Here is a 25,633-nt window from a genome sequence, read left to right on the forward strand (position 1 = left end):
CCTTGCTGAAGGTGTGAATCACTGCTTCACTCCTTCCATGCCCTACCGACGCACGCCCGCGGTCCAGGCCCGTCTCGACGCACAGCGCACCGCGATCGTCGAGGCCGGCCTCGGTCTGCTCTCCGAACACGGCTACGCCGGCTGCACGATGGCCGCCGTCGCCGCGCGGGCGGGAATCGCCACCGGGAGCGTGTACCGCCACTTCCCCAGCAAGGCCGAACTGTCCGTGGAGCTCTTCCGGACCGTCGTGGGACGGGAGGTCGCCGCCGTGTCCGAGGCGGCCGCCCTCGCCTCGCACCGGACGGCCGCCGACCGTGTGGTCGCGGTCATCGAGACCTTCGCGAGCCGTGCCCTGAAGGCGCCGCGGCTCGCCTACGCACTGCTCGCCGAGCCGGTCGACCCGGCCGTCGACGCCGAGCGGCTGGTCTTCCGCCGCGCCTTCCGCGACGTCTTCGCCGAGCGGATCGCCGCCGGCGTGCGGGACGGCGAGCTGCCGCCGCAGGACGCCCGGCTCACCGCCTCCGCGCTCGTCGGCGCGGGCGCGGAGGCGCTCACCGGCCCGCTGACGGAAGGGGCCCCCGGGCCCGGCACCGTTCCCGCCCTGGTCACCTTCACCCTGCGAGCCCTGGGAGTACCCGATGCCGACCACGCATGAGGTCACCAACCAAGTTCCGCCGCTCACCGACTACGACGTCTCGGCCGACCCGGCCCTCCTGGAGTCGCTGCGGCGCGAGGGCGCCGGCTGGGCCGAGACCGAGCTCCGCGAACTGGGCGTCCTCGCCGGCGGCCGGCAGGCCCAGGAGTGGGGGCGGCTCGCCGAGCGCCACTCCCCCGTCCTGCACACCCACGACCGGTACGGACACCGGATCGACGAGGTCGAGTTCCACCCGTACTGGCACGAGCTGATGACGGTCGCCGTACGGCACGGCCTGCACGGCGCTCCCTGGTCCGACGGGCGCGCGGGCGCCCATGTGGCGCGCGCCGCCAAGGTGTTCGTCTGGGGACAGGCCGACCCGGGGCACCTGTGCCCGATCTCGATGACGTACGCGGCGGTGCCCGCGCTGCGCGCCGAGCCGGAGCTCGCCGCGGAGTACGAGCCGCTGCTGTCCTCCCCGTACTACGACTTCGGCCTGCGGGTGCCGACGGCCAAGCGCGGGATCATCGCGGGCATGTCGATGACGGAGAAGCAGGGCGGCTCCGACGTCCGTGCCAACACCACCCGCGCGGTGCCGACGGGCGAGGCCGGGACGTACGCCCTCACCGGGCACAAGTGGTTCACGTCGGCCCCGATGTCGGACGTCTTCCTGACCCTGGCCCAGGCGCCGGGCGGCCTCTCCTGCTTCCTGGTGCCGCGTGTGCTGCCGGACGGCTCGCTCAACACGATCCGCTTCCAGCGCCTCAAGGACAAGCTGGGCAACCGCTCCAACGCCTCCAGCGAGATCGAGTACGAAGGCGCCCTCGGCCACCTCGTCGGGGAGGAGGGCCGCGGTGTCGCCACCATCATCCGCATGGTGAACATGACCCGGCTCGACTGTGCCGTCAGCTCGGCCTCCGGCATGCGCCTGGGCCTCGTCCAGGCCGTCCACCACGCCACCCACCGCAGCGCGTTCGGCGCCCGCCTGGTCGACCAGCCGCTGATGACCAACGTGCTCGCCGACCTGGCCGTCGAGGCCGAGGCCGCGACGATCGCCTCGCTGCGCCTCGCTGGCGCCGTGGACCGCGCGGCGGCGGGCGACGAGGAGGAGGAGCAGCTGCGCCGCCTCGGCCTCGCGGTCACCAAGTACTGGGTCTGCAAGCGCGCCCCCGCCCACGCGGCCGAGGCCCTGGAGTGCCTCGGCGGCAACGGCTACGTCGAGGACTCGGGCCTGCCCCGGCTCTACCGCGAGTCCCCGCTGCCCTCCATCTGGGAGGGCTCGGGCAACGTGGCCGCGCTCGACGTGCTGCGCGCGATGGCCAAGCAACCCGCCGCCGTCGAGGCCTTCTTCGCCGAGGTCGACCGGGCGGCCGGTGCCGACCGGCGCCTGGACGCGGCGGTGGCCCGCCTCCGCAAGGAACTCGCCGACCTCGGCGACCCAGCGGCCCTCCAGTACCGGGCCCGCCGTCTCGTCGAGCGCCTCGCCCTCGTCCTCCAGGGCTCGCTCCTGGTCCGGCACGGGCACCCGGCGATCGCCGACGCCTTCTGCGCCTCGCGTCTCGACTCCGACTGGGGCATCGCCTTCGGTACGCTCCCTCCCGGCCTCGACACGACGGCGATCATCGAGCGCGGCGCGCCGGGCTTCCCCGGGGCCTGACGGCGGACGTCGGCGTGGGCGACCGGGGAGGCCTCGGCCGGTGCGGGGACGCGTGATCGTTCCGCACCGCTGGGCTGACTCCCGCGTGCGAGGCTGGTGCAGGACGTCCATCCCTCAGGCGAGACGGAGGCCTTGGTGAGCACGGAACCCGCACGCTCCGAGGAAGCCGCGGTCCGCGCGGAGCTCGACCGGGCCGCGGAGAAGGTCGCGCAGCAGGTGATCTCCTGGCGGCGGCACCTGCACCGGCACCCCGAGCTGTCCAACCGGGAGGAGAAGACCGCCGCGCTGGTGGCGGACCATCTGCGCTCCCTGGGTCTGGACGAGGTCCGCACGGGCATCGCCGGCCACGGCGTGGTCGGCGTCCTCCGGGGCGGCCGGCCCGGACCGTACACGGTCGCGCTGCGCGCGGACACGGACGCGCTGCCGGTCAAGGACCTGTGCGGGGTCGACTTCGCGTCCGAGACGGTGGACGCCGACTACCCGGGCGGCCCCTTCCCCGTCTCGCACGCGTGCGGGCACGACTGCCACACCGCCATGCTGATGGGCGCGGCGAGCGTGCTCGCCGGCGTGCGCGAACGCCTCTCCGGCACCGTCCTGTTCGTCTTCCAGCCGGCCGAGGAGGGGCCGCCGGTCACCGAGGAGGGCGGCGCGAGGGCGATGGTGGCCGCGGGCGCGTTCGCCGACCCGGTGCCGACCATGGTCTTCGGCATGCACGTCACCCCGTATCCCCAGGGGTACGTGGGCTACCACGTCGGCAACCAGTACGCGGCCTCCAGCCTCGTCAGGATCGTGGTCACCGGCAAGCAGGTGCACGGCTCCACGCCCTGGCAGGGCGTCGACCCGATGCCGGCGGCCGGCGCGATCCTCACCGGGATCGGCCAGATCTACCGGCAGGTCTCCGCCTACGCGCCGGTCACCGTGACGATCGGACACGTCGAGGACGTCGGCCGGTTCAACATCATCGGCCAGACCGTCACCCTGTGGGGCACGATCCGCTGCGCGGTCGAGTCCGACATGGCGGAGGTCCAGCGGCGGCTCACCACGCTCGCGGAGCACTCGGCCGCGGCGTACGACGCCACGGCGACCGTCGAGCACCTCCAGCCGGTGCCGCCCGTGCACAACGCCGAGGAGTGGGTGACCGCCGGACTGCCGACCCTCCGCCGGGTCGTCGGCGAGGAGCGGGTCGTCGCGACCGGCGCGACGCTCGGCTACGACGACGTGTCCGAGTTCGTGAACCGCTTCGGCGGCCTCTACGTGACGCTCGGCGTCCAGGACGCGACGCTGGACGACGCCGGGCACCCCGTCCCCGTCCCCGGCGGGCGCGGCCTGGTCACCAACCACAACCCGCACTTCTACGCGGACGACGACACGCTGGTCACCGGCGTACGGCTGCACGCGCACATGGCGTACGACCACCTGACCGGTGCCCTGACGACGGGCTGACGACGGCACAGGACGACGAAGCGGCCCTCGCATTGCCCGTTCGCGAGTTCCCCCGCGGACCGGCCGCGGCCCGCCTAACGCACGTCCTGCGCCGTCCTCCGGGGGCGCCGCCGGAGGGCGCCCACGTACACGCCGAGGAGGATCAGCGGGGTGCCCAGGAGCAGCGAGGCGGTCAGGGGTTCGGCGTCGAGCCAGGCGGAGAGCACGATCGTGACGACGGGGATCACGACGAAGACGTACGCGGCGCGGGACGCGTCCCAGCGGTGCACCACGAACAGGTAGAGCACGAAGGTGAGGACGGAGCCGACGACGACCAGGTAGGCGAGCGCCCACCAGGTGGCGGTCCGGTCCGGGAGGCGCCACGTGTCCCCGGCGGCGGCCGAACCGGCGAGGAGGAGGACGGAACCGGCGCTCATGCCCACGGCGTTCATCGTCACGGGGTGGACCTCGGGCAGCCGCCGGACGAGCACCGTGGCCTGCGCGAAGCCCAGCACGCTGCCGAGGATCGCCAGGAAGGACAGCACCGGCACGTCGCCGGTCAGGGGGGTGCGGGAGATGACGGCCACGCCCGCGGTGGCGAGGACGGTGCCGAAGGCGGCGGCGGCCCGGAAGCGTTCGAGGCCCTGGGCGACGGCCAGGAGCAGGGTGGCGAGCGGAGTGAGGGAGAGGACCGTCTGGCCGAGTCCGGCGTGGATGTGCACGAAGGCGTAGTACGCGAGGGCGGACGTCACGCCGAAGTTGAGGACGCCGAAGAGCGCCGCCCCGGCCAGGGCCCTGCCGCGCGGGAAGGACATCCTGCGCAGGCCCATCACGGCGAGGAGCACCAGGGAGGACACGCCGAAGCGGAGGGCGGCGCCCCACAGGGGGTCGAGCTCACGGTTGCTGAAGCGGACGCCGACCGCGTTGCCTCCCGCGAGGAGCGAGACGGCTGCGAACGCGGCGAGCGTCAGCCGGTCCTCGGTGCGCTGCACCGCCTCACCGTAGCCCCGGCTGCTCCGCTCCTCCGGCGGGGACACGCGCCGCCGTCTCGACGAAGGCCCTGATCAGGGCGTTCTCGCTCGCGGTCGCCCAGACGAGGCCGTAGGCGAGGGGCGGGGCGTCGCGGAAGGGCACGTACGCGATGCCGGGGCGCGGGTGGTAGCGGGCGCCACGGGCCGCGCCCGGCGCGACGCCGCGGCCCGCGCCGACGAGGGACAGCACCTCTTCCCAGGTGGCGGCCGCAGGGCCGTGGTGGATCACGGCCCCGGACGGGGTGCGGGTCGGGTAGTGGGCCTCGCGCCAGGCGCGGGAGTGGGCACGGCCGGTGGTGACGAGGGTCTGCCCGGCGAGGTCCTCCAGGCCGAGCGAGGTACGGCGGGCCAGCGGGTGGGCGGCCGGGACGAGCAGCATCCGGTCCTCCCGGGCGAGCACCGGCCCCGCGGTGAGCCCGGGGACGCCGACGGGGAAGGCCGTGTATTGGACGTCGAGTTCGCCGTCCTCGACCGGCCGGGTTCCGGAGTCGACGGGCACTTCGCGGAGGGTGAGCTCGCAGCCCGGGTGGCGGGCCAGGAAGGCGTCGGTGGCGGCGGTGAGCAGCTCGCCGCCCCACGGGGAGCCGAAGCCGACCCTGAGCGTGCCGAGCAGGCCGCGCCCGGCGGCGGTGGCGCGTTCGAGGGCGGCCAGGATCTGGGCGTGGGCGGGGCGGAGTTCCTCGTGGAGGCGGCGGCCGACCGGAGTGAGGGCGACACTGCGGCTGGTCCGGGCGAAGAGCAGGGTGCCGATGCGCCGCTCCAGCTTCTTGACGGTCTGGCTGATCCGGGCCGGGGAGACGCCGAGGCGTTCGGCCGTGCGGCCGAAGTGCAGCTCGTCGCCGAGGGTCAGAAACGTCTCCAGCTCGTGCCGTTCGAGCATCCGCGGCCTCCCTTCGTCCCGTTCCGGCCCTGGCCCGTCCGCGATCGTTAAGTCTCGCTGAACGCCGCTTGCATTCTTTCACCTTGATCGGCCGGATCCCGGGGCGGGAGCCTGATGCCCATGCCCCTCCCTTTCTCCCGCCCGGGTACCGCCACCGTCCCGGCCTCGACTCCGGCCCCGGCCCCGGCTTCCGCCCCGGCCCCGGCCCCGGACCCGGCCCCCGTGAACGTTCTGCTCCTCACCCTGGCCGGGGCCGTCACGGTGGCGAACATCTACTTCCCTCAGCCCCTGCTCGCCGCCGTCGCCCGCGGGCTGGCGGTCTCCGACCGGACGGCGGGCCTGGTCGCCACGGCGGCGCAGATCGGATACGCGCTGGGCATCCTCCTGCTCGTTCCCCTGGCCGACACCGCGCGGCTTCGGCGCCTCACCCGGGCCCTGCTCACGGCGACCACGGCGGCGCTGCTGGTCGCCGCCGCGGCGCCGAACGTCCTGACCCTCCTGCTCGCGACGCTCGCCCTGTCGACCACGACGGTCCTGCCGCAGATCCTCACGCCGGTCGCCGCCGCCCTCGCGGGTCCCGAGCGGCGCGGCCGAGTGGTCGGCGTCATCGGCCTGGGCCTGACGCTGGGCTCCACCCTGTCCCGTACCGTCTCGGGCGCGGTCTCCGACGCGAGCGGCAGCTGGCGGACCGCCTATGCGGTGGCCGCGGCGGCGACGGCGGCGCTGCTGTGGCTGCTGCCGCGCGCCCTCCCGGAGCGGCTCGCCGCGGCGGGCCGGCCCCGCGTCCCGTACGGGCGGATGCTGGCGGGGCTGCCCCGGCTGCTCGGCGAGCACCGCGCGCTGCGGGTTTCGGCGCTGCGGGGCGGATGCGTGTTCGCCGCGTACAGCGTGTTCTGGGCGGCGTCCGCCTTCCATCTGGCGGCCCCTCCGCTGGGGTACGGGCCGGGTGCGGCGGGTCTGTTCGGGCTGCTGACCGTGCCCGCGGCTCTGGCCTCCGCGTACGCGGGGCCGCTCACGGACCGGTACGGCGCGGGGCCGGTCGGAGGCTGGGCGCTGGGGTGTGTGGGTCTCGGCCTGGCGGTCGCGGGCCTGGCGCCCGCCTCCCCCGTCGCCCTGGTGGCGGGCGCCGGGCTCGTGGTGCTCGGGACGAGCTCCTGCCAGGTGGCGAACCAGTCGCGGGTGCTCGGACTGGGACGCGACGTGGCCGCGCGCGTGAACACCGTGTTCATGTTGGCGACGTTCGGCGGCGGCGCGCTGGGCTCGCTGACCGCTGCCTGGCTGTACGGGGCGTACGGCTGGACGGCGGTGGTGCTCGCGGCCGTGGGCTTCTCGGCGCTGGGCCTCCTGGCCGGAAGACGTCGGCCCCGAGTTGCGTGACGCCCGGTACGCGCAAGGCTGGGTTCACCGGTCCGCGCACCCGCAGGGAGACACGATGCAGCAGCCCGCCCCCCTCGACCTCGGCGCCCTCGTCGACGAGCACCTGGCGAAGGCGCGTACGGACGCTCATGGTCGCAGCGCCCATCTGGTGGTGCACGACGGGGTGCTCCGGCAGAGCGTGATCGCCCTGATCGCCGGCATGTCGCTGGACGAGCACAACGCGCCGCCGGCGGCGAGCCTCCAGGTGCTGCGGGGCCGGGTGGAGCTGACGGCCTCGGGGCGGTCGGAGGAGCTGGCGGCGGGGCAGCTCCAGATGATCCCCAAGGAGCGTCACGGGCTCACCGCGCTGGAGGACGCCGTGGTCCTGCTGACCGCCGTCAACGACTGACCGCGGTCACCCGATCCGGTCGAGGTCCTCGGCGTAGTGGGCGATGGCCTCGTGGTACTGCCGGACGTGCGGGTCGTCGCTGGTCTCGGCGAGCAGGCGCAGCAGCAGCCGGACGGCGTCGTGGTGCTCGCCGGTGTTGTACAGGGCCATGGCGAGGAAGGCGCGCAGGGCGCCGTCCTCGGGGAACTCCTCGGTGCCGCGCCGCAGGGTGGCGACGGCCGCCTCGTAGCGGCCGAGGGTCCTGTAGGTGCTGCCGAGGCCGAGCAGGGCGCCCCTGCGGTCCTCGGACGTCAGGCCGCCGTGTGCGGTGCGCGCGGCGAGGGCCCTTTCGTAGTACGGGACGGCTTCTGCCTCCAGGCCGAGGACGTCGTGCGCCCAAGCGGTCTGGTAGGCCACCTCGGCGTCGTCGGGAAGGCGCTCGGCGAGCGCGACGAGCCGGTCGCGGGCCTCCTCGCGGTGGCCGGCCCCGCGCAGGGCGACTGCCTCGGCCAGCGACGCGTCCCTCGTGGCGGTGCGGGCGTGGTCGTCGGTGCTCATGGAGGCATCCTCGCAGGTGGCCGGGGCGGGGCGGACGGCGGCTGCCAGGTCGTGGCACGCCATACCCGGGCGCGCCTTCTGTGGCTGCCGAGCCCATAGGGAGCGGGTTCGCACCGGCTCTACCCTCCGGCGCATCCCCACCCGTTCGAGCCGCACGGGAGTCCTGATGCGACCCACACGAGCACCACACCTCCGACGGCCGCGGCGCCTGGCGGCGCTGCTGCTGTCCGCCGCCACCGCCCTGCTCCTCGCCGCGCCCGCGTCCCCCGCCGCGGCCGCGGCGCCGGCGCCGGTCCCGGGCACCCTGACGCCCTACGCCATCGGCGCGGTGTACACCGCCGGGGTCTCCTCGGGCGGCTACATGGCCACCCAGCTGCACGTGGCCTACTCCGGGACGGTGTCCGGTTCGGCGGCCTTCGCCTCCGGCCCGTACGACTGCGCGCGCGGCAGCCTGCCCACCGCGCTCAACGCGTGCATGAACACGACGCAGGACCTCCAGCTCGCGCAGCTGGAGCAGCTCACCCGCGACCGGTCGGCACAAGGGCTGGTGGATCCGGTGGCCAACCTGGCGGGCGATCCGGTGTACGTCTTCAGCGGGACGAACGACTCCACCGTGAAGCAGCCGGTCGCGACCGCGCTCTCCGACTACTACACGCACTTCGGCGCCCGGGTGCGCTACCAGCGCACCACCCCGGCCGGTCACGCCTGGATCAGCCCGCTCGGCCCCAACGCCTGCGGGGTGACGCAGACTCCGTTCCTGAACGACTGCGGTGTCGACGCCGAGCGTGAACTGCTCGGCCATCTCCTCGGCTCGGTGGCCGCGCCCGCCGCCGCGCCCTCGGGGACCCTGGTCCGCTTCGACCAGAACGCGTACGCGCCGGGCGGCTCGGCCGCGGCCCTGTCGATGGGCGACGAGGGCTTCGCGTACGTCCCGGCGTCGTGCGCGGGCGGCGCGGCCTGCTCGCTGATGGTGGCGCTGCACGGCTGCAAGCAGGGGTACGCGTACCAGGGCTTCGGGACCCGTTTCGTCGAGGGCAGTTATCTCAACGAGTACGCGGACACGAACGCGATGGTCGTGCTCTACCCGCAGGCGGCCCCCACCAGCACGCTGGAGAACCCCAACGGCTGCTGGAACTGGTGGGGTTATCTCGGCGACTCGGCGTACGCGCGGCACGGCGGGAAGCAGATCGAGGCCGTGATGGGCATGGTCCGGGCGCTGCGCGGCGACACTCCCCCGCCGCCGAGCGGTGCCGGCTCGGTGACGCTGCCGAGCGTGGACGCGCAGGACGGGTACGTGAAGGCGGCGGCCGACGGCTCGGGCCCGGCGGTCGGGACCCTGGAGGACACGTACGGCCTCGCGCTCGGCCGGGGCACGGACGGGAAGGTGAACCGGACGCTGCTGTCCTTCGACACGTCGAGGATCCCCGCGGGCAAGGAGGTGACCCGGGCGTATCTGACGGTGTCCCGGTCGAGCGGCTCGGGCGATCCCTGGGCCTCGCCGGCCGGCAACCGGCTGCTCGTGGACGTGCGGACGGGCTGTTTCGGCGGGTGCGCGGTGGAGTCCGGCGACTGGTCCGCGCCGGCCACGGTCGCGGGAGCGGCGGAGATCGGGGCGTTCTCGTCGGGGAGCGCCGTGTCCACGGATCTGTCGCCGGCCGCGCTCGCGGCCCTGGACCGGAGCGGGACGACCCAGCTGCGGCTCGGCTTCGCGTCGGCGCCGGCCTCCACCGCGTACCTCTTCGTCAACCGGGCGGCGCCGGTGACGCTGACCGTCGAGTACCGCTAGCGGGCGTGCCCCGTCCCGGGTCCGGTCCGGCGGATCAGGGCGGGACCCGCCCTGGGGGTCCGTTCACCGCTCCGGCGTCACGAGCACCAGGGGGGTGCCCGTGCAGGGCGTCAGGCGCAGGGCGCCGTGGCGGTGGACGGCAGGCGGTGCCGCGAGCACCGCGCGGAAGTCGGGCCCCTTGGTGAGGGAGCCGGCCAGATGGGCCGGGTCCGTGGAGGCGGCGACCCGGCCGCGCGCGTTCACCAGGCGGGCCGGTTCGGGCAGTTCCTGGAGCACGGGGAGCACTGCGGCCTCGAAGTGGCGCAGGTACACGTCGGCGGCGGCGACCCCGACGAACGCGCCGCCGACGTGGACGGGCGCGCTGAGGGTGAGCCCGTACTGGTCGGAGCAGAGGTAGTCGACGTAGGGCCCGGCGACGGCCCGGCGGCCGGTCTCGCGGGGGAGCTCGTACCAGTCCCAGTGGGTGTAGTCGGAGTACGCGGAGTGCTGCGGGTCGAGGTCGAGCAGCAGCGGCCGGACGGTGCCGTCGGGGGCGCGCTGCCACCACTCCAGCCAGGCGGGCACGTCGGCGAGCAGGCCCGGCCGGGCGACGAAGCCGACGCCGGAGACGAGCGGGTGCTCGGCGAGGCGCCGGTGGAGCGCGGGCCGGAGGGCGGCGAGGTCGGCGGAGACAGGGGTCCCGTCGGCGGCCCCCCGGCCGGACAGCAGGGCCTCGGTGTCCGCGCCGGTGGCGGCGACGGCGGCGAAGACGCCTTCGAGGGTGTCGCGCACGCGTTCCGAGACGGCGTCGGCGAGCCCACCGGTCGGGTCAGCGGCGGCTCCGGCGGGGCGGGCGAGCCCGGTCGTCCTGGCCATCGGGGTCCTCCTCGGGACGCGGCTCGGGTGCGCGGGTGGGGGGCGCGAGGCGCAGGGCGACCAGTCGGCCCACGGACTCGCGTACGCACTGCTCGGCCAGCATTCTGGCGAGCTCGTCGGCCTCATCCTGCACGGCGGAGATTACGGAGCGGTGACGATCCGCCACGCATGCGAGATACGCGGTGTCGTCGAGGACGAGGACGAGGAGGGCTCCCAACTCGGCCTGGAGCGCGATCTCCTCGCGGGTGAGCCGGGCGGACTGGGCGGCGGCGGCGAGTTCGACGTGGAAGCGGCCGTAGAGCCGGCTGCGCGCCGCGGGGTCCTCGGCGTGGGCGAGGTCGTCGACGGTGCGGGCGAGCGGGCGCAGGTCGCCCGGCTGGGTGCGCTGGGCGGCCAGCAGGGCGGCGGCGCCGGAGACGGCGGCCCAGTGGTCGCCGAGGTCGCGCAGCTCTTCGGTGGACCAGTCGGCGAGCCGGGCCCGCAGGCGTTCCTCCGGCGGCCCCTCGGGGAGGGTGACGAAGCTGCCGCCGCCGCGGCCGCGCCGGGTGGTCACGAGGCCCTGCTGGCGCAGGGCCATGAGGGCCTCGCGGAGGGTCACGGTCGAGACGCCGAGCTGGCCCGCCAGGTCGGTCTCGCCGGGCAACTGCTCGCCGTCGGCGAGGAGTCCGAGCTCGATGGCGTCGCCGATCCGGCGCACCACGGTGTCGACCCGGGCCCGGGTGTCGACGGGGGTGAACACGGCCCTGTGCGCACCGCCCCGTGCGCCTTCGCCCCGTCTGCCGTCCGGTCTCACGTCCCACCACCTCGCGCGTTGACTCAGGCTTTACCTTAAGGGGGTCTTGAGATTTGAACTATGACTTCATATGTTTACGTCCACTCCTCAGAACGTCCCCCCGCTCCAGAAAGGTTCCCGATCATGGAGGGAATGGCGATCCGGCTCTCAGGACTCCGCAAGAGCTACGGCCGGACCGAGGCGGTGGCCGGGGTGGACCTGGAGTTGGCCGACGGGGAGTTCTTCTCCATGCTCGGCCCGTCCGGCTCCGGCAAGACAACCGTGCTGCGGATGATCGCCGGCTTCGAGACCCCGAGTGCGGGCACCGTCGAACTGGCCGGCAAGGACGTCACCCGCCTGGCGCCCTTCGAGCGTGACGTGCACACCGTCTTCCAGGACTACGCGCTCTTCCCGCACATGACGATCGAGCAGAACGTCGCCTACGGCCTCAAGGTCCGCGGCGTCCCGACGGCCGAGCGTCTGGTGCGTTCCCGCGCGGCCCTCGCCCAGGTCCGGCTGGAAGGACTCGGCCGCCGCCGCCCCGGCGAACTGTCCGGCGGTCAGCGCCAGCGCGTCGCCCTGGCCCGCGCCCTGGTCGGGCGCCCGCGGGTGCTGCTGCTCGACGAACCGCTGGGCGCCCTCGACCTCAAGCTGCGCGAGCAGATGCAGGTCGAGCTCAAGGCGATCCAGCGGCAGGTCGGGATCACCTTCGTGTTCGTCACGCACGACCAGGAGGAGGCCCTGACCATGAGCGACCGCATCGCCGTCTTCCACCAGGGCCGCGTCGAACAGGTCGGCACCCCGGCCGAGATCTACGAGCGCCCCGCCACCCCGTTCGTCGCGGGATTCGTCGGCACCTCGAACCTGCTCAGCGGCGACACCGCCCGGACCGTGGTCGGCGCCCCCGGCACGTACAGCATCCGGCCGGAGAAGATCCGGGTCGTCAAGGACCCGGGCGCGCCCGCCGAGGCGGGTCACGCGCACGCCGCCGGGACCGTCGCCGAGGTCGTCTACCTCGGGGACGCCACCCGGTTCCTCGTCGACCTGGACGCCGGCGGCCGTCTCACCGCCGTCCAGCAGAACCTGGAGACCTCCTCCGCCGACCTCGCCGCCTACCGCGGCGCCCGGGTGGGACTCCAGTGGCACCCGCGGCACGCGGTACCGGTCCCCGAAGCCGCCCCCGTCACCCCGTGACACCGCCTGCCCGTGGCCCCCGGAGCACCAGCTGCCCGTGGGCTCGTGGCCCCTGAGCACCTCCTGCCCGTCTGCCCGTCTGCCCGTCTGCCCGTCTGCCGGTTGGCCCGTTGGCCTATGGACCCACGGGCCTATGGAACCCCAGGAGCCCATGCGCCTGTGGGCTCGTGGACGCGCAGGCCTTCGGCACCGCTCCCGCACCACTCGCCGTATGGACCGCTCCCCCGTCCCCCGCACCACTCCCCGTACCGCCCCCTCACGCAACGGAGAACCCCGTGCGCCTGCACCGCTCGCTCCTGACGGCCGCCGCCGTCTCCGGCCTCCTGCTCGTCACCTCCTGCGGCTCGGCCGATCAGGCGGGGTCCGGGTCCTCCGGCGGCCTCAACCCGCCCGATCTCAAGGCCCCCACGTCGCTCGGCGCGCCCGAGGGGCAGGTCAACCTCATCGCCTGGGCCGGTTACGTCGAGGACGGCTCCAACGACCCCGCGGTCGACTGGGTGACCGGCTTCGAGAAGCAGACCGGCTGCCAGGTCAAGGCCAAGACGGCCGCCACCTCCGACGAGATGGTGGCGCTGATGAAGACGGGTGAGTACGACGCCGTCTCCGCCTCCGGAGACGCCTCGCTGCGCCTGATCGCCTCCGGAGACGCCGCCCCGGTCAACACCGCGCTCGTCCCCCACTACGCGGATGTCTTCGCAGGCCTCAAGAACAAGGAGTGGAACTCCGTCAAGGGCGTCGCCTACGGCATTCCGCACGGCCGCGGCGCCAACCTCCTCATGTACGACACGGCGAAGGTCACCCCCGCCCCGGACTCCTGGTCGGCGGTGTTCGACCGGGCCTCCGCGCACAGCGGCAAGGTCACCGCGTACGACTCCCCCATCTACCTCGCCGACGCCGCGCTCTACCTCAAGGCCACCAAGCCGGAGCTCGGCATCAAGAACCCCTACGCGCTGGACCAGAAGCAGTTCGACGCCGCCGTCGAGCTCCTGAAGGCACAGAACAAGCACGTCGGCGAGTACTGGAGCGACTACCTCAAGGAGATCTCCGCCTTCAAGAGCGGCGACTCCGTCGTCGGCACCAGCTGGCAGGTCATCGCCAACCTGGCCAAGTCCGAGGGCGCCAAGGTCGAGGCGGTGCTCCCGAAGGAGGGCTCCACCGGCTGGTCCGACACCTGGATGGTCTCCGCCAAGGCCAAGCACCCGACCTGCGCGTACAAGTGGCTCGACTGGATCGTCTCGCCCAAGGCCAACGCCCAGGTCGCCGAGTACTTCGGGGAGGCCCCCGCCAACGCCAAGTCCTGCGCCGAGACCGCGGACAAGGCCCACTGCACCACCTTCCACGCCACCGACGAGGCCTACTGGAAGAACGTCCACTTCTGGACCACGCCCATCGAGCAGTGCCTCGACGGCCGCACGGACGCCAGGTGCGTGCCGTACGCCAAGTGGGTCCAGGCCTGGAACGAGATCAAGGGCTGACCCGTCGCATGACCTCGCTCTCCCCCGTGACGCGAGCCGCCGACGCCGACCGGTCCCCCGGTCCGGCCCGGCGGCTCGCCGGGGCCCTCCACAAGCGGCCCCGGGTCCGGCTCGCCGCCCTGCTGACCGCGCCGCTGCTGTGGCTCGTGCTCGCCTATCTGGGCTCGCTGGCCGCCCTGTTCCTGTCCGCCTTCTGGACCACCGACTCCTTCACCTCCGAGGTCGTCCGGGTCTGGTCGGGACAGAACTTCCAGGAGCTCGTGAGCTCCCCGGTCTACCGGACGGTCGCGCTGCGCACCGTCGGCGTCGCCCTCGCCGTCACCGCTCTGTGCGCCGTCATCGCCTTCCCCGTCGCCTTCTACACCGCCCGGGTCGCGAGCCCGCGCCGCCGGCCGCTGCTCGTGGTCGCCGTCCTCACCCCGCTGTGGGCCAGCTACCTCGTCAAGGTGTACGCGTGGCGGCTGATCCTCTCCGAGGGCGGTCCGCTCGACTGGGCGCTGAAGCCGCTGGGGCTGAGCGGTCCCGGGTACGGGCTCACGGCCACCGTCCTGGTGCTGACGTACCTGTGGCTGCCGTACATGATCCTGCCGATCCACACCGCGCTCGAACAGCTGCCGGACAACCTGCTGCACGCCTCGGCAGACCTCGGGGCACGGGCCGGGCGGACCTTCTTCTCGGTCGTGCTGCCGCTGGTGTGGCCGGCGGTCGCGGCCGGGTCGGTGTTCACCTTCTCGCTCAGCCTGGGCGACTACATCACGGTGCAGATCGTCGGCGGCAAGACCCAGCTGTTCGGCAACCTCGTCTACTCCAACGTCACCCTCAACCTGCCGCTCGCCGCCGCGCTCGGCACGGTGCCGGTGGCCGTCATCGTGCTCTACCTGCTCGCGGTGCGCCGCACCGGAGCACTCCGCAGCCTGTGACCGGCCCCGCCCGCCCGTGGAAGGACACCCGATGAACCTCTCGCGCCCCGCGCGGATCGCACTGCGCACCGCGGCCGGGCTCGGCTTCGCGGTGATCTATCTGCCGCTGCTGCTCGTCCTGATCGGCTCACTCAACCCGGACCGCTCGGCGAGCTGGCCGCCGCCCGGGCTCACCCTGAAGTGGTGGACCGCCGCCTGGGACAACGAGGGTGCGCGCGAGGCCCTGTGGACCTCGGTGCGGGCGGGGCTCGCGGCCACCGCCGTCGCGCTCGTGCTCGGCACGCTCATCGCCATCGCGGTGCAGCGGCACACCTTCTTCGGGCGCGAGGCCATGTCGTTCGCGGTGGTGCTGCCGATCGCGCTGCCCGGCATCGTCACGGGCATCGCGCTCAACTCGGCCTTCGGCACGGTCCTCGAACCGTTGGGGGTGGGCCTCGGACTCTTCACCGTGATCGTCGGACACGCGACGTTCTGCATCGTGGTCGTCTTCAACAACGTGGTCGCGCGGCTGCGCCGGCTGCCCGGCTCCTACGAGGAGGCGGCGATGGACCTGGGCGCGCACACCTTCCGCACCTTCTGGGACGTCACCTTCCCGCTGCTGCGCTCGGCGCTGCTCGCGGGCGGGCTGCTCGCCTTCGCGCTCTCCTTCGACGAGGTCGTGGTGACCACGTTCACGGCCGGCCCCGGGGTGCAGACACTGCCGCTGTGGATCTTCGACAACATGACCCGGCCTCAGCAGGCCCCGGTCGTCAACGTGGTGGCCGCCCTGCTCGTGCTGCTCTCCGTGCTCCCGATCTACGCGGCCCAACGTCTGTCCTCGGACACCGCGGGCGGCGGACGGGTCTGACCGGCCCCGACCGGCGCCCGCGTGCGCCCTTCCGCACGCCGTGCACGGCGCTCTCAGAGCCGCTTCTTGACCCACTCCAGGGTGACCCTGAAATTGGCCGTCGTACTGCCCTGGACGACGAGCGCGGTGAGGACGCCGCTGTCGATGCCGAGCTGGCACCCGAACTCCACGGTCGCCCGTTCGGGCGCGGCGGTGTGCAGGGCGTCGCCGAGCTGTGCGGCGAAGGAGGACAGGGCGCTGGTGAACCCCGACAGATCGGGCAGCCGGCCGCCCCGCCCTTCCGGTTCCACGGCGTCCTGCCCGACGGGGCCGAGCGGCTGCGCCTCCACGTACAGCACGCCGTCGGCGAGTTCGACCTTGGTGATCTCCGTCATCATGACTCCTGGTGTGCGTCGTCGTCCCATCGGGTCGTGAGGCCGTCGGGTCGTGGGGCCGTCGGGTCGTGGGGCCGTCAGAGGGCGGGCCGGAGGGTGCCGGCGGCGGCTCCGCTGCCGGTGGCGGCGGAGCCGAAAGCGCTGCCGCGGCCCCACTCGGGCCAGCTCAGGTTCCAGTCGCCGTAGCCGTTGTCGAAGGGCGTCATCGCCCGGCCGGATCCGTTGACGACCCGGACGACGTCGCCCTCGCGGACGGTGCGGAAGAACCAGGCGGCGTCCTCGGTGCTCATGCCGGTGCAGCCGTGGCTGACGTCCTCGGCCCCCTGGGCGTCGAGCGACCAGGGGGCGGCGTGCAGGTACTCGCCGCTCCAGGTCACCCGGGTGGCCCATTGGACCTTCAGGTCGAAGAAGTCCTTGCTGCCCCGCGCGATGCCGATGGAGTCGCCGCGCATGCGGACCGTCGCCTCCTTGCCCAGGACGACCTTGGTGCCCGTGCGGGTGCGATAGCCCTCCTTGCCGGTGGTGACCGGGATGACGCGGACGACCTGACCGTCGCGCGAGACGGTCATGGTGTGCGCGGCGACGTCGGTGACGGCCTCGATCCGGTCGCCCGTGGTGAGCGTCAGGGGTGCGGAGGGGCCGCCGAAGAGCCGGTCGGTGACGCGGACCCGGTCGAGGGCGCTGCGCATGCGGATGGTGGCGTGCGCGGGCCAGTAGTCGCGCGGCCGGTAGTGCAGGGTGGTGGGGCCGACCCAGTACCAGGAACCTTCGACGTGGGGTGCGGAGCTGACACGGAGGGAGCGTTCGACGGCGCGCCGGCCGCTGGTGTCGCCGGCGGGGACGGGGTGGCTCAGCTCGGCGGTGAGCGGCTGGCCGACCCCGTACGTGCGGCTGCCGGGGCCGAACTCGACGGTGAGCCGCTCGCCCTCCGGGGCGGCGGCGGTGCGCAGGTCGAGCCGGGCGCGGTGGCGGGCCGGTTGGCCGCCGTCGGTGCGTTCGACGAGCATGCGGGCGGTGTAGCGGCTGTCGGCGGCGAGCGGCGCGACGCTGGTCCAGCGGTTGCCGTCGGGACTCACGGTACCGGCGACGCGGCGTCCCTTGTGGTCGGTGACGGTGACGTCGGCGAGGCGGCCCGTGGTGCGCAGCACGAGGTCGAGGGGACCGGACGCGGTCCGGGTGTCGACGCCGAGCGTCCGGCCGTCGAGGACGATGTTGCGGCGGTGCGCGGTGCACAGCCCGCGGTCGGAGGGGCACGCGCCGACGGAGAGGAGGACGCTGCGGGGCTGGGCGGTGCGCGCGCCGACGGTCGCGGGCTGGGCCGCGTTGAGGGCGAGCACCGCTCCGGCGGCGACGGACAGCGCGCTCCACCCGTTGATGTTCCTGCGTGACGACACGTCGGACACCCCGCCCTTCCACACCGGTGCTGACCTGGCCTTACCCGTGTCATCAAAACGGATGAGGGCCGGAAAGTATGATCAACTGACCTGGCGTGGCGTGCGAGAGGCCCGCGAGACGACTCGAATGCACCAATGCGGGCCGCGCGAACGCGGCCGCGGGCCGAAAGGTCAGCGCGGGACCTCGGGCAGCTCCTCGCCGGTCTCCAGGAGCGACTTCAGACTGGAGATCAGCGCCGGCCAGCCCTCGCCGACGAGGCTGCGGATGGTGCCGCCGGGCATCAGGTCGTCGTGGACGACGGTGAGTTTCACGATGTCCCCGGCGGGTTCGATGACGTAGCTGACCTTGGAGCGCCCCTCCTCGACGAGGCGGATCAGGGCGTCGTCGTCGAGGCCGACGGACGCGGCCCATTCCGTGGTGAAGGTGTGCCACGTGTACGAGAGGAGCCGGCCGGGGTCCGCGGCGAGGACCACCTGGTCGGGGTCGGAGGTGATGCGCCCGCCCTCCTCCCAGGCCATGGGCGAGCCGACGATCCAGTCGGTCTCGAAGGCCACGCCCCAGTAGCGGCGGGTGAAGACGGGGTCGGTCAGCGCCTTCCACAGCTCGTCGGTGGTGGTGCGGATGTACGTCGTGTAGACGAACGCCTTGGTGTCCATGCTTCCCTTGCCGTCCATCGGAGCTCGCTCCCTTGCTGACATCGGACCGGCGGACGCACCCGCGTCCGCGCGCTCACGGCCGGAGGGCCGCGGCCACGAGCCCCTCGATCTGCTCGGTCCCCCCGCCCACCGCCTCCTCTCCGGCGACCACCCGGTCCAGGACCAGGCCGTCCACGCAGGCGAGCAGGGTGAGCGTGCGGGCCTCGGGATCCGCCACGCCACGGGCGGCCAGGAAGGTCCGGACCGCGTCGCGCCCCGGGTTCTCCCTCGGCACCAGGATGTCCCGCAGTTCGGGGTCTCGCACGCTCTCCAGGACGCAGGCGTAGCGGGCGAGCGAACGGCGCCGTCCCTCTCCGCCCGTCCGGGCGGCGACGAGGGCGGCGAGTCCGCCGACGAGGTCCTCCGGCGTCCGGAGGGCGGGGGCCTGCTCGGCGGTTGCGCGCAGCTCGGCCTGGTCGAGCTCCACCAGCCTGCGGACCAGCGCGGTGAGCAGCGCCGAACGGGTGCGGAAGTACGCGGAGGTGGTTCCCGCCGGCAGGCCGGCGGCGGCGTCGACGGCGCGGTGGGTGAGACCCCGCATGCCCGCGTCGGCGAGGACGCCGAGCGCGGCGTCGGCGAGCAGGGTGCGGCGGTCGGGTGAGGTCACCCCCTCTTTCTACACCTGTAGAGGCCGGCGTACGCTACACCACACCTCTTCTACAGGTGTAGAAGAGGTGCGAGGAGAGGGGCAAGAACCATGGGACGGACCGCCGTCGTCGTGGGCGCCGGGATCGGTGGGCTCGCCGCCGCCGTCGGACTTGGGCGCATCGGCTGGGAGGTGACGGTCGTCGACCGCACGCCCGTCCTCGCCGACGCCGGGGCCGGGATCTCGCTCGCCGCCAACGGCGTCCACGCCCTCGACGCGCTCGGCGTCGGCGCGGGCGTACGGGCCGCCGGGCGCGGCCAGTACACCGGCGGCACCCGCACGCCCGGCGGCTCATGGCTGGCCCGGATGGACGGTGCCGCGCTCGAACGCGCCGTCGGCTCCCCCATCGTGGGCATCCCGCGTTCCGCACTCCACGGGCTGTTGAGTGGCGCACTGCCGCCGGACACCGTGCGCACGGGCGTGACGGTCGCGGCCGTGACCCCGCTCGGCCGCGACCGGGCACGCGTGGAGACCGATCCCCCGAGCGGAGCTCTGGAGGCGGATCTGGTCGTCGCCGCCGACGGGATCGGCAGCCGCCTGCGTACCGCCCTGTTCCCCGGCCATCCGGGTCCGGTGCACAGCGGCTCGACCGTGTTGCGCGCGATCACGGAGCGCCCGGTTCACCTCCTCAGCGACTTCGAGCTCACCTGGGGACGCGGCGTGGAGTTCGGGCACATCGCGTTCACGGACGGACGGGCGGAATGGCACGCGGTCCTCAACGCGCCCGCCGGGGTGCTTCACGAGGACCCGTTGGCCGCACTCCGCCGCCGCTTCGCCCGCTGGCACTCCCCCGTCCCCGAGCTGCTCGCCGCGACCCGCGCCGAGGACGTCCTCCACCACGACATCGCCGAACTGGCCACTCCTCTGCCGTCCTTCGTCGCCGGCCGTGTGGTGCTCCTCGGCGACGCCGCCCACGCGATGACCCCGAACCTCGGCCAGGGCGCCTGCCAGGCACTGGAGGACGCCGTGGTCCTCGCGGCGCGGCTCGACGGGACGGCGGACATCGACGGCGCGCTCGCCCGGTACGACACCGAGCGGCGGCCCCGCACGACGGCGGTCGCCAGGGCCGCCCGCAGGGCCGGGCGGATGGGCCAGCAGCTGAGTCACCCGCTCGTGGTCCCGCTGCGCAACACCCTCCTGCGGCTGGCACCGTCGGGCGCCTCGATCCGGGCGATCTTGCGGCACGCGGCCTGGACCCCGCCCCTCACCAGGCCTTTCGCAGGTGAATAGGTGTGGAGGAAACTATTCAATTGGCTGCTAATTTATCCGGATGTCTCTCAAGCACGCGGTCCTGGCGGCTCTCCTGGAGGGCGAGGCGTCGGGGTACGACCTGGCCAAGCTCTTCGACGTGGCCGTGGCCAACTTCTGGGCGGCCACGCCGCAGCAGCTCTACCGGGAGCTCGACAAGCTCTCCGAGGCCGGCCTGATCGCGGCGCGCGTGGTGCAGCAGGAACGCCGCCCCAACAAGCGCATGTTCACCCTCACCGAGTCGGGCCTGGCGGACCTCGTCGCGTACACCGCGCACCCGCCCAGGCCGACGGCGGTCCGCGACGAGCTGATGGTCCAGGTCCAGGCGTGCGACGAGGGCGACACGGCGGCGGTGCGCGAGCACGTACGGGAGCGGATGGAGGCGGCCCGGGCGAAGCTCGCGCGCTACGAGCGCCTGCGGGAGCGGCTGCTGGACGGACGGGACGAGGCCTCGTACCTGCGCGGGACCGCGCGCGTGGGACCGTATCTGACGCTGATGCGCGGTATGGCGTTCGAGGAGGAGAACGTGCGCTGGGGCGTGCAGGTGCTCGGGATCCTCGCCGACCGCGAGGCCGCCCGGCAGGAGGCCGGCCGAGGATAGGCCCATCCATCGGTCTGCCTATGCTGGACGGCGTGAGCCATAGGCAGCGGAATGGGCAGGACCGGCCCGCCGGCGACCCGGCGAACGGCACGGAAATCCGGTCGGCCGTGTCCGCGTCGCGCGGGCCGCTCGACCTGTCGCTCCTGCGGACCTTCCTCGCGGTACACCGCACGGGCTCGTTCACTGCGGCAGCACGGCTGCTGAGCCTGTCGCAGCCGACGGTCACCACCCAGATCCGGGCGCTCGAACGGCGCCTCGACCGTGAGCTGTTCGAGCGCGGCCCGCGCGGGACGGCACCGACCCCGTACGCCGACGAGCTCGCCGCGCAGGTCGCGGGGCCGATCGACGAGCTGGCCGCGGTGGCGGACCAGGGCCCGGGCGGCGCCCGGCCGGCACCGCAGCCCGTCCATCTGGCGGGGCCGGCCGAGTTCCTCTCCGTCAGCGCGCTGCCCGTCCTGGCGCCGCTGGTGAGCGAGGGCGTACGGCTGCAGGTGACGCTCGGACTCACCGACGAGCTGCTCGACGGGCTGCGGGCCGGGCACCACGACCTGGTGGTGGCCACCTACCGGCCGCGCGGCCGGGCCCTGGTCTCGGTACCGCTCTCGGACGAGGAGTTCGTCCTCGTCGCCTCCCCCGACCGGGCACGGCGGATCGACCTGGAGGCGCTCACCACGGACGGCCCCGGCGCGCTGCGCGGCGTCCCTATGGTGATGTACGCCGAGGACCTGCCGATCGCCCGGCGCTACTGGCGGCACGTCTTCGGACGCCGGCTCACCGGCGAGGCCGCCGTGACCGTCCCCGACCTACGGGGCGTCCTCGCGGCCGTCACGGCGGGGGCGGGCCTCGCCGTGCTGCCGCGCTACCTGTGCCGTGCCGAGCTGGAGTCGGGCCGGCTCGTGGCCCTGCTCGAACCCGAGGACCCGCCCATCAACACCGCCTACCTGGTGCAGCGTCCGGGGGCCCCCGACAACCCGCACGTCACGCTCGTCCGCGACCGGCTCCTCCAGGCCATGCGGGACTGGTGACCCCTGCCTACCGCCGGGTAGCCCCGTGGGGTAACCTCCGTGCGCATGAACGTCGGTGACATCGTCGAGGACTTCACCCTTCCGGACGAGACGGGGCAGCCCCGCTCGCTCTCCGGGCTGCTGACCGAGGGCCCGGTCGTCCTCTTCTTCTACCCGGCGGCGCTCACCCCCGGCTGCACGGCGGAGGCCTGCCACTTCCGCGACCTCGCGGGCGAGTTCCAGGCCGTCGGCGCCCGGCCCGTCGGCATCAGCACGGACGAGGTGGCGCGCCAGCAGGAGTTCGCCGACCGGCACTCGCTCGGCTATCCGCTCCTTTCCGACCCGTCGGGCGAGATCCGCGACCGCTTCGGGGTGAAGCGGGGCTTCTCGCTGGCTCCCACGAAGCGGGTCACCTTCGTCATAGACGAGGACCGCAGGGTCCTGGAGGTCGTCCGCAGCGAGCTGCGGATGAGCGCCCACGCGGACCGGGCGCTCGCGGCGCTGCGGTCGCGGGGACACTGACCCGCGGGCCCTTCACGTCGCCACGGCGGAGGAACCGGCGGGTCGACGGCCGTACCCGACCTGCGCGCGCGGTCGGCGACGGCGGTCACGCACGAGTGCACCGTCCATGCCGACACGCCCTCCACCGTGCCGCACCCGGAGCGGATCACGACGTGCGGGGTCGCGGGGGTTCGGCCAGACTCGCTGGTACGCGAGGCTTCCCAGGCCCCACCGGGAAACGGAGTACAGGCATGGACGACTACCCCCTGCTCGACCTCTTCTGGACCATGCTCTGGTTCTTCCTCTGGATCATGTGGCTCTTCCTGCTCTTCAAGATCGTGACCGACATCTTCCGCGACCACGAGATGAGCGGCTGGGGCAAGGCCGGCTGGCTGATCTTCTGCATCCTCCTGCCCTTCCTCGGTGTGCTCGTGTACGTCATCGCCCGCGGCAAGGGCATGACCCAGCGCGACCTCAAGCAGGCCAAGGAATCAGAAGCGGCCTTCCAGGAGTACGTCCGCAAGGCGGCGGGGACGTCGGCGGGCGGCAGGACCGGCAGCGCGGACGAGCTGGCACGGCTCGCGGAGCTGAAGGACAAGGGAGCCATCACGGAAGAGGAGTTCCTGAGGGCGAAGGCCAAGGTCCTGTCCTGACCCGGCCGCACGGCGACGAGGAGGCGCCGGTCCGGCTCGCCCGCTCGCTGCTGCGCGAGGCGGTCGCGGAGCCGGGCCGGCTGCCTGAGCTGCTCGCCGCGTTCGGAGCCCGCCACATGGGCCCGCGGGCCGCGCGGTCGGTGTCCCGGCTGCGCCGGGACCTGCCGGGCGCGAGCCCGGAGGAGCTGCGCACCACGGTGGTGGCGCGCGGCGTGCGGAGGGTCTCGGCCGAAGGTTCGTTCGTGGGCGGGCCGTTCCTCGTCCTCGTACCGTTCGCGTTCTGCGGGGCACTGCTCTCCCAGGCCCGGATCGCGCTGGAACTGGCGGCCCTGGAGGGCCGGGACCCGACGGACCCCGAACGGGCCGCCGAACTCCTCGTCCTCCAGGGCGTGTACGCGAACACGGACGCCGCCCGGACCGCGCTGGCCACCAGGGGCACCGAGGAGCACGAGCGGCCCGGCCGGACGGCCGCCCTCTGGGAACTGATCATGCGGATGGCCCGGCTGCTCGGGTTGATCACCCCCTCGGCGGGCACGAGCGGCCTGCTCGTGCGGACCGGCCAATGGGCGCTCGTGGGCGCGGTGTTCCTCGTCGGGCTGGTCGCACCGCTGGTGTGGCTGCCGTATCTGGCCTTCAGCTACCACCGCTCCACGCTCACGTTCACGGACCGGGCGGCGGTGTTCTACGCGGGTGCCGCGCCGCCGCCCCGCGCCTCCCGGATCGATCCCGGTACGGTCTCGGCACTCCTGCGGGCCCTCGTGTCGCTGCTCGTGCCGGTCGGGGCGCTGCTCGTGGTGGCCCTCACCGACACGCAGCTCGCCGGCAGCCGGTGGCCGCTCCTCGTCCTCCTGCTCTTCACCGCCTCGGTCACGGTCGGCGGCTGGTGGGTCTGGCGGAGGGCCGGCCGCAAGGCCGGGGACGACGAGGAACGCCGCAGCGGATGAGCGCTCGCGCACACGGGGACCTCTAATACGAATCGCACATGCGTCTTTGATACGGTCATGCCGTGCGGTTGACGAAATTCACCGACCTGGCGCTGCGTGCCGTGATGCGCCTGGCGGTCTCCGAACGGGACGCGTACCCCACCACGCGCGAGGTGGCGGAGTCCATGGCCGTGCCCCAAGCCCACATGGCGAAGGTGGTCACGCGACTGCAGCACCTCGGCGTGATCGAGGCGCGGCGCGGCCGCGGCGGCGGCCTGGCCCTCACCGAGCTCGGCCGGCGCTCCTCGGTCGGCTGGCTGGCCAGGACCCTGGAGGGCGACGACGAGGTCGTGGCCTGCGAGGGCGATCCACCGTGCCCGCTGCGGACGGCCTGCCGACTGCGCGGCGCGCTGCGCGAGGCCCAGGAGGCGTTCTACCGCACGCTCGATCCGCTCACCGTCGCGGATCTGGTCGGGTCACCGACCGGACCGGTGCTCGTCGCCCTGTCCGCCGGTCGCCCCGCCGACTGACCGCTTCCCCGACCCGTACCGCGCACGTGCGCCCCGCGCCGCGCGCGGTTCACTCCCCCCTTTAAATACGTAGATCATCTACCAGATATGGAGTCGCGATGCTGTCCGAGCAGGCCACCCCGGTCGTCCGTGCCACCCTCCCCGCCGTCGGAGGCGCCCTCGACGAGATCACCGAGCGCTTCTACGCGGGGATGTTCGCCGCCCACCCCGAACTGCTGCGGGACCTGTTCAACCGCGGGAACCAGGCCACCGGCGACCAGCGCAAGGCGCTCGCGGGCTCCATAGCCGCCTTCGCCGGAGCCCTCCTGGAGAGTCCCGACACCCGCCCGGACGTCATGCTCGCGCGGATCGCCCACAAGCACGCCTCGCTCGGGGTCACCTCCGAGCAGTACAAGGTGGTCCACGAGCACCTCTTCGCGGCGATTGTCGCCGTCCTCGGCGACGCCGTGACTCCCGAGGTCGCCCAGGCCTGGGACGAGGTGTACTGGCTGATGGCCAACGCCCTGATCGCCCTGGAGGCCCGCCTCTACCAGGAGCGGGGCCTCACCGAGGGGCAGGTCTGGCAGCCGATGGAGATCACCGGGCGCCACGAGGAGACCGCCGACACGGTCTCCTTCTCCCTGCGCCGCCCCGACGGGCGGCCGGCGGCGGCGTTCCGGCCCGGACAGTACGTGAGCGTCCAGGTGACGCTGCCCGACGGCGCCCGGCAGATCCGCCAGTACAGCCTCTCCGCCGCACCCGGCCGCCCGGAGTGGCGGATCACCGTCAAGCGCGTCGACGGCGACCCTGCCGGCGAGGTCTCCTCCTGGCTGCACGCACAGGCGCGCGTCGGAGACCAGGTGACGGTCTCCGCCCCCTTCGGGGACCTGGTCCTGCCCGACGGCGACGGCCCGCTGCTGCTCGCCTCGGCGGGCATCGGCTCCACCCCGATGCTCGCGATGCTCGACCACCTCGTCGCGACGGGCACGAACCGCCAGGTCGTCGTCGTCCACGCCGACCGTTCCCCGGCCTCCCACGCGCACCGCGAGGAGCTGCTGCGACTGGTCGACGCGCTGCCGCAGGGCACGCTGCACCTCTGGTACGAGGAGCCGGGCGCGGCGGACGCCGCGGAGGGACGGGCGGACATCACGGCGCTCCACCTGCCGGAGGGCGTGACGGCGTACCTCTGCGGCCCCCTGCCCTTCATGCGCGCGGTCCGCGGCGACCTCCTCGCCGGCGGCGTCGCAGCGGCGGACGTCCACTACGAGGTCTTCGGTCCCGACCTGTGGCTGGGCACCGCGGCCTGACC

General features: G+C 73.6%; 27 protein-coding genes. 18 read left to right on the forward strand and 9 right to left on the reverse strand.

Going from position 1 to position 25,633, the window contains the following annotated elements; translation table 11 throughout:
- Nucleotides 1-37: 37 nt before the first annotated feature.
- The 3 genes from AB0M16_RS15500 to AB0M16_RS15510 all read left to right on the forward strand — a co-directional run bounded on the left by AB0M16_RS15500 (nt 38) and on the right by AB0M16_RS15510 (nt 3,734).
- Nucleotides 38-655, forward strand: coding sequence for a TetR/AcrR family transcriptional regulator (locus AB0M16_RS15500; RefSeq protein WP_365342932.1), 618 nt, complete (start codon nt 38-40; stop codon nt 653-655).
- Complete coding sequence (locus AB0M16_RS15505) at nt 639-2,291, forward strand: acyl-CoA dehydrogenase family protein (RefSeq protein WP_365342934.1); 1,653 nt, start codon at nt 639-641, stop codon at nt 2,289-2,291. Before AB0M16_RS15500 ends, AB0M16_RS15505 begins: the two co-directional genes overlap by 17 nt.
- Before the next feature lie 135 nt (nt 2,292-2,426).
- Entirely contained in the window at nt 2,427-3,734 is a 1,308-nt protein-coding gene (locus AB0M16_RS15510) for an amidohydrolase (protein ID WP_365342936.1), read from the forward strand.
- A gap of 74 nt (nt 3,735-3,808) precedes the next feature.
- Here the strand turns inward: AB0M16_RS15510 and AB0M16_RS15515 are convergent, their stop codons facing one another.
- Both AB0M16_RS15515 and AB0M16_RS15520 read right to left on the reverse strand, forming a co-directional pair.
- On the reverse strand, nt 3,809-4,705 hold the full coding sequence (locus AB0M16_RS15515) for an EamA family transporter (protein ID WP_365342939.1): 897 nt from the start codon (nt 4,703-4,705) through the stop codon (nt 3,809-3,811).
- 4 nt (nt 4,706-4,709) lie between these two features.
- Nucleotides 4,710-5,624, reverse strand: a complete 915-nt coding sequence (locus tag AB0M16_RS15520; protein ID WP_365342941.1) for a LysR substrate-binding domain-containing protein — start codon at nt 5,622-5,624, stop codon at nt 4,710-4,712.
- A gap of 222 nt (nt 5,625-5,846) precedes the next feature.
- On the opposite strand from AB0M16_RS15520, the gene AB0M16_RS15525 reads away from it, so the two are divergent.
- A complete protein-coding gene (locus AB0M16_RS15525) occupies nt 5,847-7,001 on the forward strand; it encodes an MFS transporter (protein WP_365342943.1) in 1,155 nt (384 codons plus the stop codon).
- A 55-nt stretch (nt 7,002-7,056) separates the two neighbouring features.
- Nucleotides 7,057-7,389 (forward strand): cupin, encoded by a 333-nt coding sequence (locus AB0M16_RS15530; RefSeq protein WP_365342945.1) that lies wholly within the window; start codon nt 7,057-7,059, stop codon nt 7,387-7,389.
- Between the two features lie 6 nt (nt 7,390-7,395).
- On the opposite strand, the gene AB0M16_RS15535 is transcribed toward AB0M16_RS15530, so the two are convergent.
- On the reverse strand, nt 7,396-7,926 hold the full coding sequence (locus AB0M16_RS15535; protein WP_365342947.1) for a tetratricopeptide repeat protein: 531 nt from the start codon (nt 7,924-7,926) through the stop codon (nt 7,396-7,398).
- 166 nt (nt 7,927-8,092) lie between these two features.
- Here AB0M16_RS15535 and AB0M16_RS15540 point away from each other — a divergent pair, with 166 nt between their 5' ends.
- Nucleotides 8,093-9,712, forward strand: a complete 1,620-nt coding sequence (locus AB0M16_RS15540; RefSeq protein ID WP_365342949.1) for a PHB depolymerase family esterase — start codon at nt 8,093-8,095, stop codon at nt 9,710-9,712.
- A 63-nt stretch (nt 9,713-9,775) separates the two neighbouring features.
- Here the strand turns inward: AB0M16_RS15540 and AB0M16_RS15545 are convergent, their stop codons facing one another.
- Entirely contained in the window at nt 9,776-10,567 is a 792-nt protein-coding gene (locus tag AB0M16_RS15545; protein WP_365342951.1) for a cache domain-containing protein, read from the reverse strand.
- On the reverse strand, nt 10,521-11,306 hold the full coding sequence (locus tag AB0M16_RS15550; protein WP_365342954.1) for a GntR family transcriptional regulator: 786 nt from the start codon (nt 11,304-11,306) through the stop codon (nt 10,521-10,523). Before AB0M16_RS15550 ends, AB0M16_RS15545 begins: the two co-directional genes overlap by 47 nt.
- A gap of 177 nt (nt 11,307-11,483) precedes the next feature.
- On the opposite strand from AB0M16_RS15550, the gene AB0M16_RS15555 reads away from it, so the two are divergent.
- The 4 genes from AB0M16_RS15555 (at nt 11,484) to AB0M16_RS15570 (ending at nt 15,775) form a co-directional block, all read left to right on the forward strand.
- The gene (locus AB0M16_RS15555; RefSeq protein WP_365342956.1) at nt 11,484-12,533 is read left to right on the forward strand and encodes an ABC transporter ATP-binding protein; all 1,050 of its coding nucleotides are present in this window, start codon (nt 11,484-11,486) and stop codon (nt 12,531-12,533) included.
- A 275-nt stretch (nt 12,534-12,808) separates the two neighbouring features.
- On the forward strand, nt 12,809-14,008 hold the full coding sequence (locus AB0M16_RS15560) for an ABC transporter substrate-binding protein (protein ID WP_365342958.1): 1,200 nt from the start codon (nt 12,809-12,811) through the stop codon (nt 14,006-14,008).
- Nucleotides 14,009-14,016: 8 nt separating this feature from the next.
- Nucleotides 14,017-14,928 (forward strand): ABC transporter permease, encoded by a 912-nt coding sequence (locus AB0M16_RS15565; RefSeq protein ID WP_365342960.1) that lies wholly within the window; start codon nt 14,017-14,019, stop codon nt 14,926-14,928.
- Nucleotides 14,929-14,959: 31 nt separating this feature from the next.
- Nucleotides 14,960-15,775, forward strand: a complete 816-nt coding sequence (locus AB0M16_RS15570; protein WP_365342962.1) for an ABC transporter permease — start codon at nt 14,960-14,962, stop codon at nt 15,773-15,775.
- Between the two features lie 53 nt (nt 15,776-15,828).
- On the opposite strand, the gene AB0M16_RS15575 is transcribed toward AB0M16_RS15570, so the two are convergent.
- From AB0M16_RS15575 to AB0M16_RS15590, 4 genes are all read right to left on the reverse strand, one after another.
- Nucleotides 15,829-16,152, reverse strand: coding sequence for a CU044_2847 family protein (locus tag AB0M16_RS15575; protein WP_365342965.1), 324 nt, complete (start codon nt 16,150-16,152; stop codon nt 15,829-15,831).
- Between the two features lie 74 nt (nt 16,153-16,226).
- Nucleotides 16,227-17,543: an Ig-like domain-containing protein gene (locus AB0M16_RS15580; RefSeq protein WP_365342967.1), complete on the reverse strand. Its 1,317-nt coding sequence runs from the start codon at nt 17,541-17,543 to the stop codon at nt 16,227-16,229.
- Nucleotides 17,544-17,714: 171 nt separating this feature from the next.
- Nucleotides 17,715-18,218, reverse strand: a complete 504-nt coding sequence (locus AB0M16_RS15585; RefSeq protein ID WP_365342969.1) for an SRPBCC family protein — start codon at nt 18,216-18,218, stop codon at nt 17,715-17,717.
- 55 nt (nt 18,219-18,273) lie between these two features.
- Nucleotides 18,274-18,780, reverse strand: a complete 507-nt coding sequence (locus AB0M16_RS15590) for a TetR family transcriptional regulator C-terminal domain-containing protein (protein WP_365343216.1) — start codon at nt 18,778-18,780, stop codon at nt 18,274-18,276.
- 156 nt (nt 18,781-18,936) lie between these two features.
- Between AB0M16_RS15590 and AB0M16_RS15595 the strand changes: the two genes are divergently transcribed.
- The 8 genes from AB0M16_RS15595 (at nt 18,937) to AB0M16_RS15630 (ending at nt 25,631) form a co-directional block, all read left to right on the forward strand.
- A complete protein-coding gene (locus AB0M16_RS15595) occupies nt 18,937-20,115 on the forward strand; it encodes an FAD-dependent monooxygenase (RefSeq protein ID WP_365342971.1) in 1,179 nt (392 codons plus the stop codon).
- 40 nt (nt 20,116-20,155) lie between these two features.
- The gene (locus AB0M16_RS15600) at nt 20,156-20,734 is read left to right on the forward strand and encodes a PadR family transcriptional regulator (protein ID WP_365342973.1); all 579 of its coding nucleotides are present in this window, start codon (nt 20,156-20,158) and stop codon (nt 20,732-20,734) included.
- Between the two features lie 95 nt (nt 20,735-20,829).
- Nucleotides 20,830-21,759: a LysR family transcriptional regulator gene (locus AB0M16_RS15605; RefSeq protein ID WP_365343218.1), complete on the forward strand. Its 930-nt coding sequence runs from the start codon at nt 20,830-20,832 to the stop codon at nt 21,757-21,759.
- 45 nt (nt 21,760-21,804) lie between these two features.
- Entirely contained in the window at nt 21,805-22,260 is a 456-nt protein-coding gene (locus tag AB0M16_RS15610; protein ID WP_365342975.1) for a peroxiredoxin, read from the forward strand.
- 230 nt (nt 22,261-22,490) lie between these two features.
- Nucleotides 22,491-22,892 carry an SHOCT domain-containing protein gene (locus AB0M16_RS15615; protein WP_365342977.1) on the forward strand — a complete coding sequence of 134 codons (402 nt, stop codon included), beginning with the start codon at nt 22,491-22,493 and terminating at the stop codon, nt 22,890-22,892.
- Between the two features lie 116 nt (nt 22,893-23,008).
- On the forward strand, nt 23,009-23,836 hold the full coding sequence (locus AB0M16_RS15620; protein ID WP_365342979.1) for a hypothetical protein: 828 nt from the start codon (nt 23,009-23,011) through the stop codon (nt 23,834-23,836).
- A 62-nt stretch (nt 23,837-23,898) separates the two neighbouring features.
- Entirely contained in the window at nt 23,899-24,345 is a 447-nt protein-coding gene (locus AB0M16_RS15625; protein ID WP_365342981.1) for an Rrf2 family transcriptional regulator, read from the forward strand.
- Nucleotides 24,346-24,443: 98 nt separating this feature from the next.
- Entirely contained in the window at nt 24,444-25,631 is a 1,188-nt protein-coding gene (locus AB0M16_RS15630) for a globin domain-containing protein (protein WP_365342984.1), read from the forward strand.
- Nucleotides 25,632-25,633: the final 2 nt, after the last annotated feature.

The sequence above is a fragment of the Streptomyces sp. NPDC051921 genome (assembly GCF_040680975.1).
Lineage (GTDB): Bacteria > Actinomycetota > Actinomycetes > Streptomycetales > Streptomycetaceae > Streptomyces.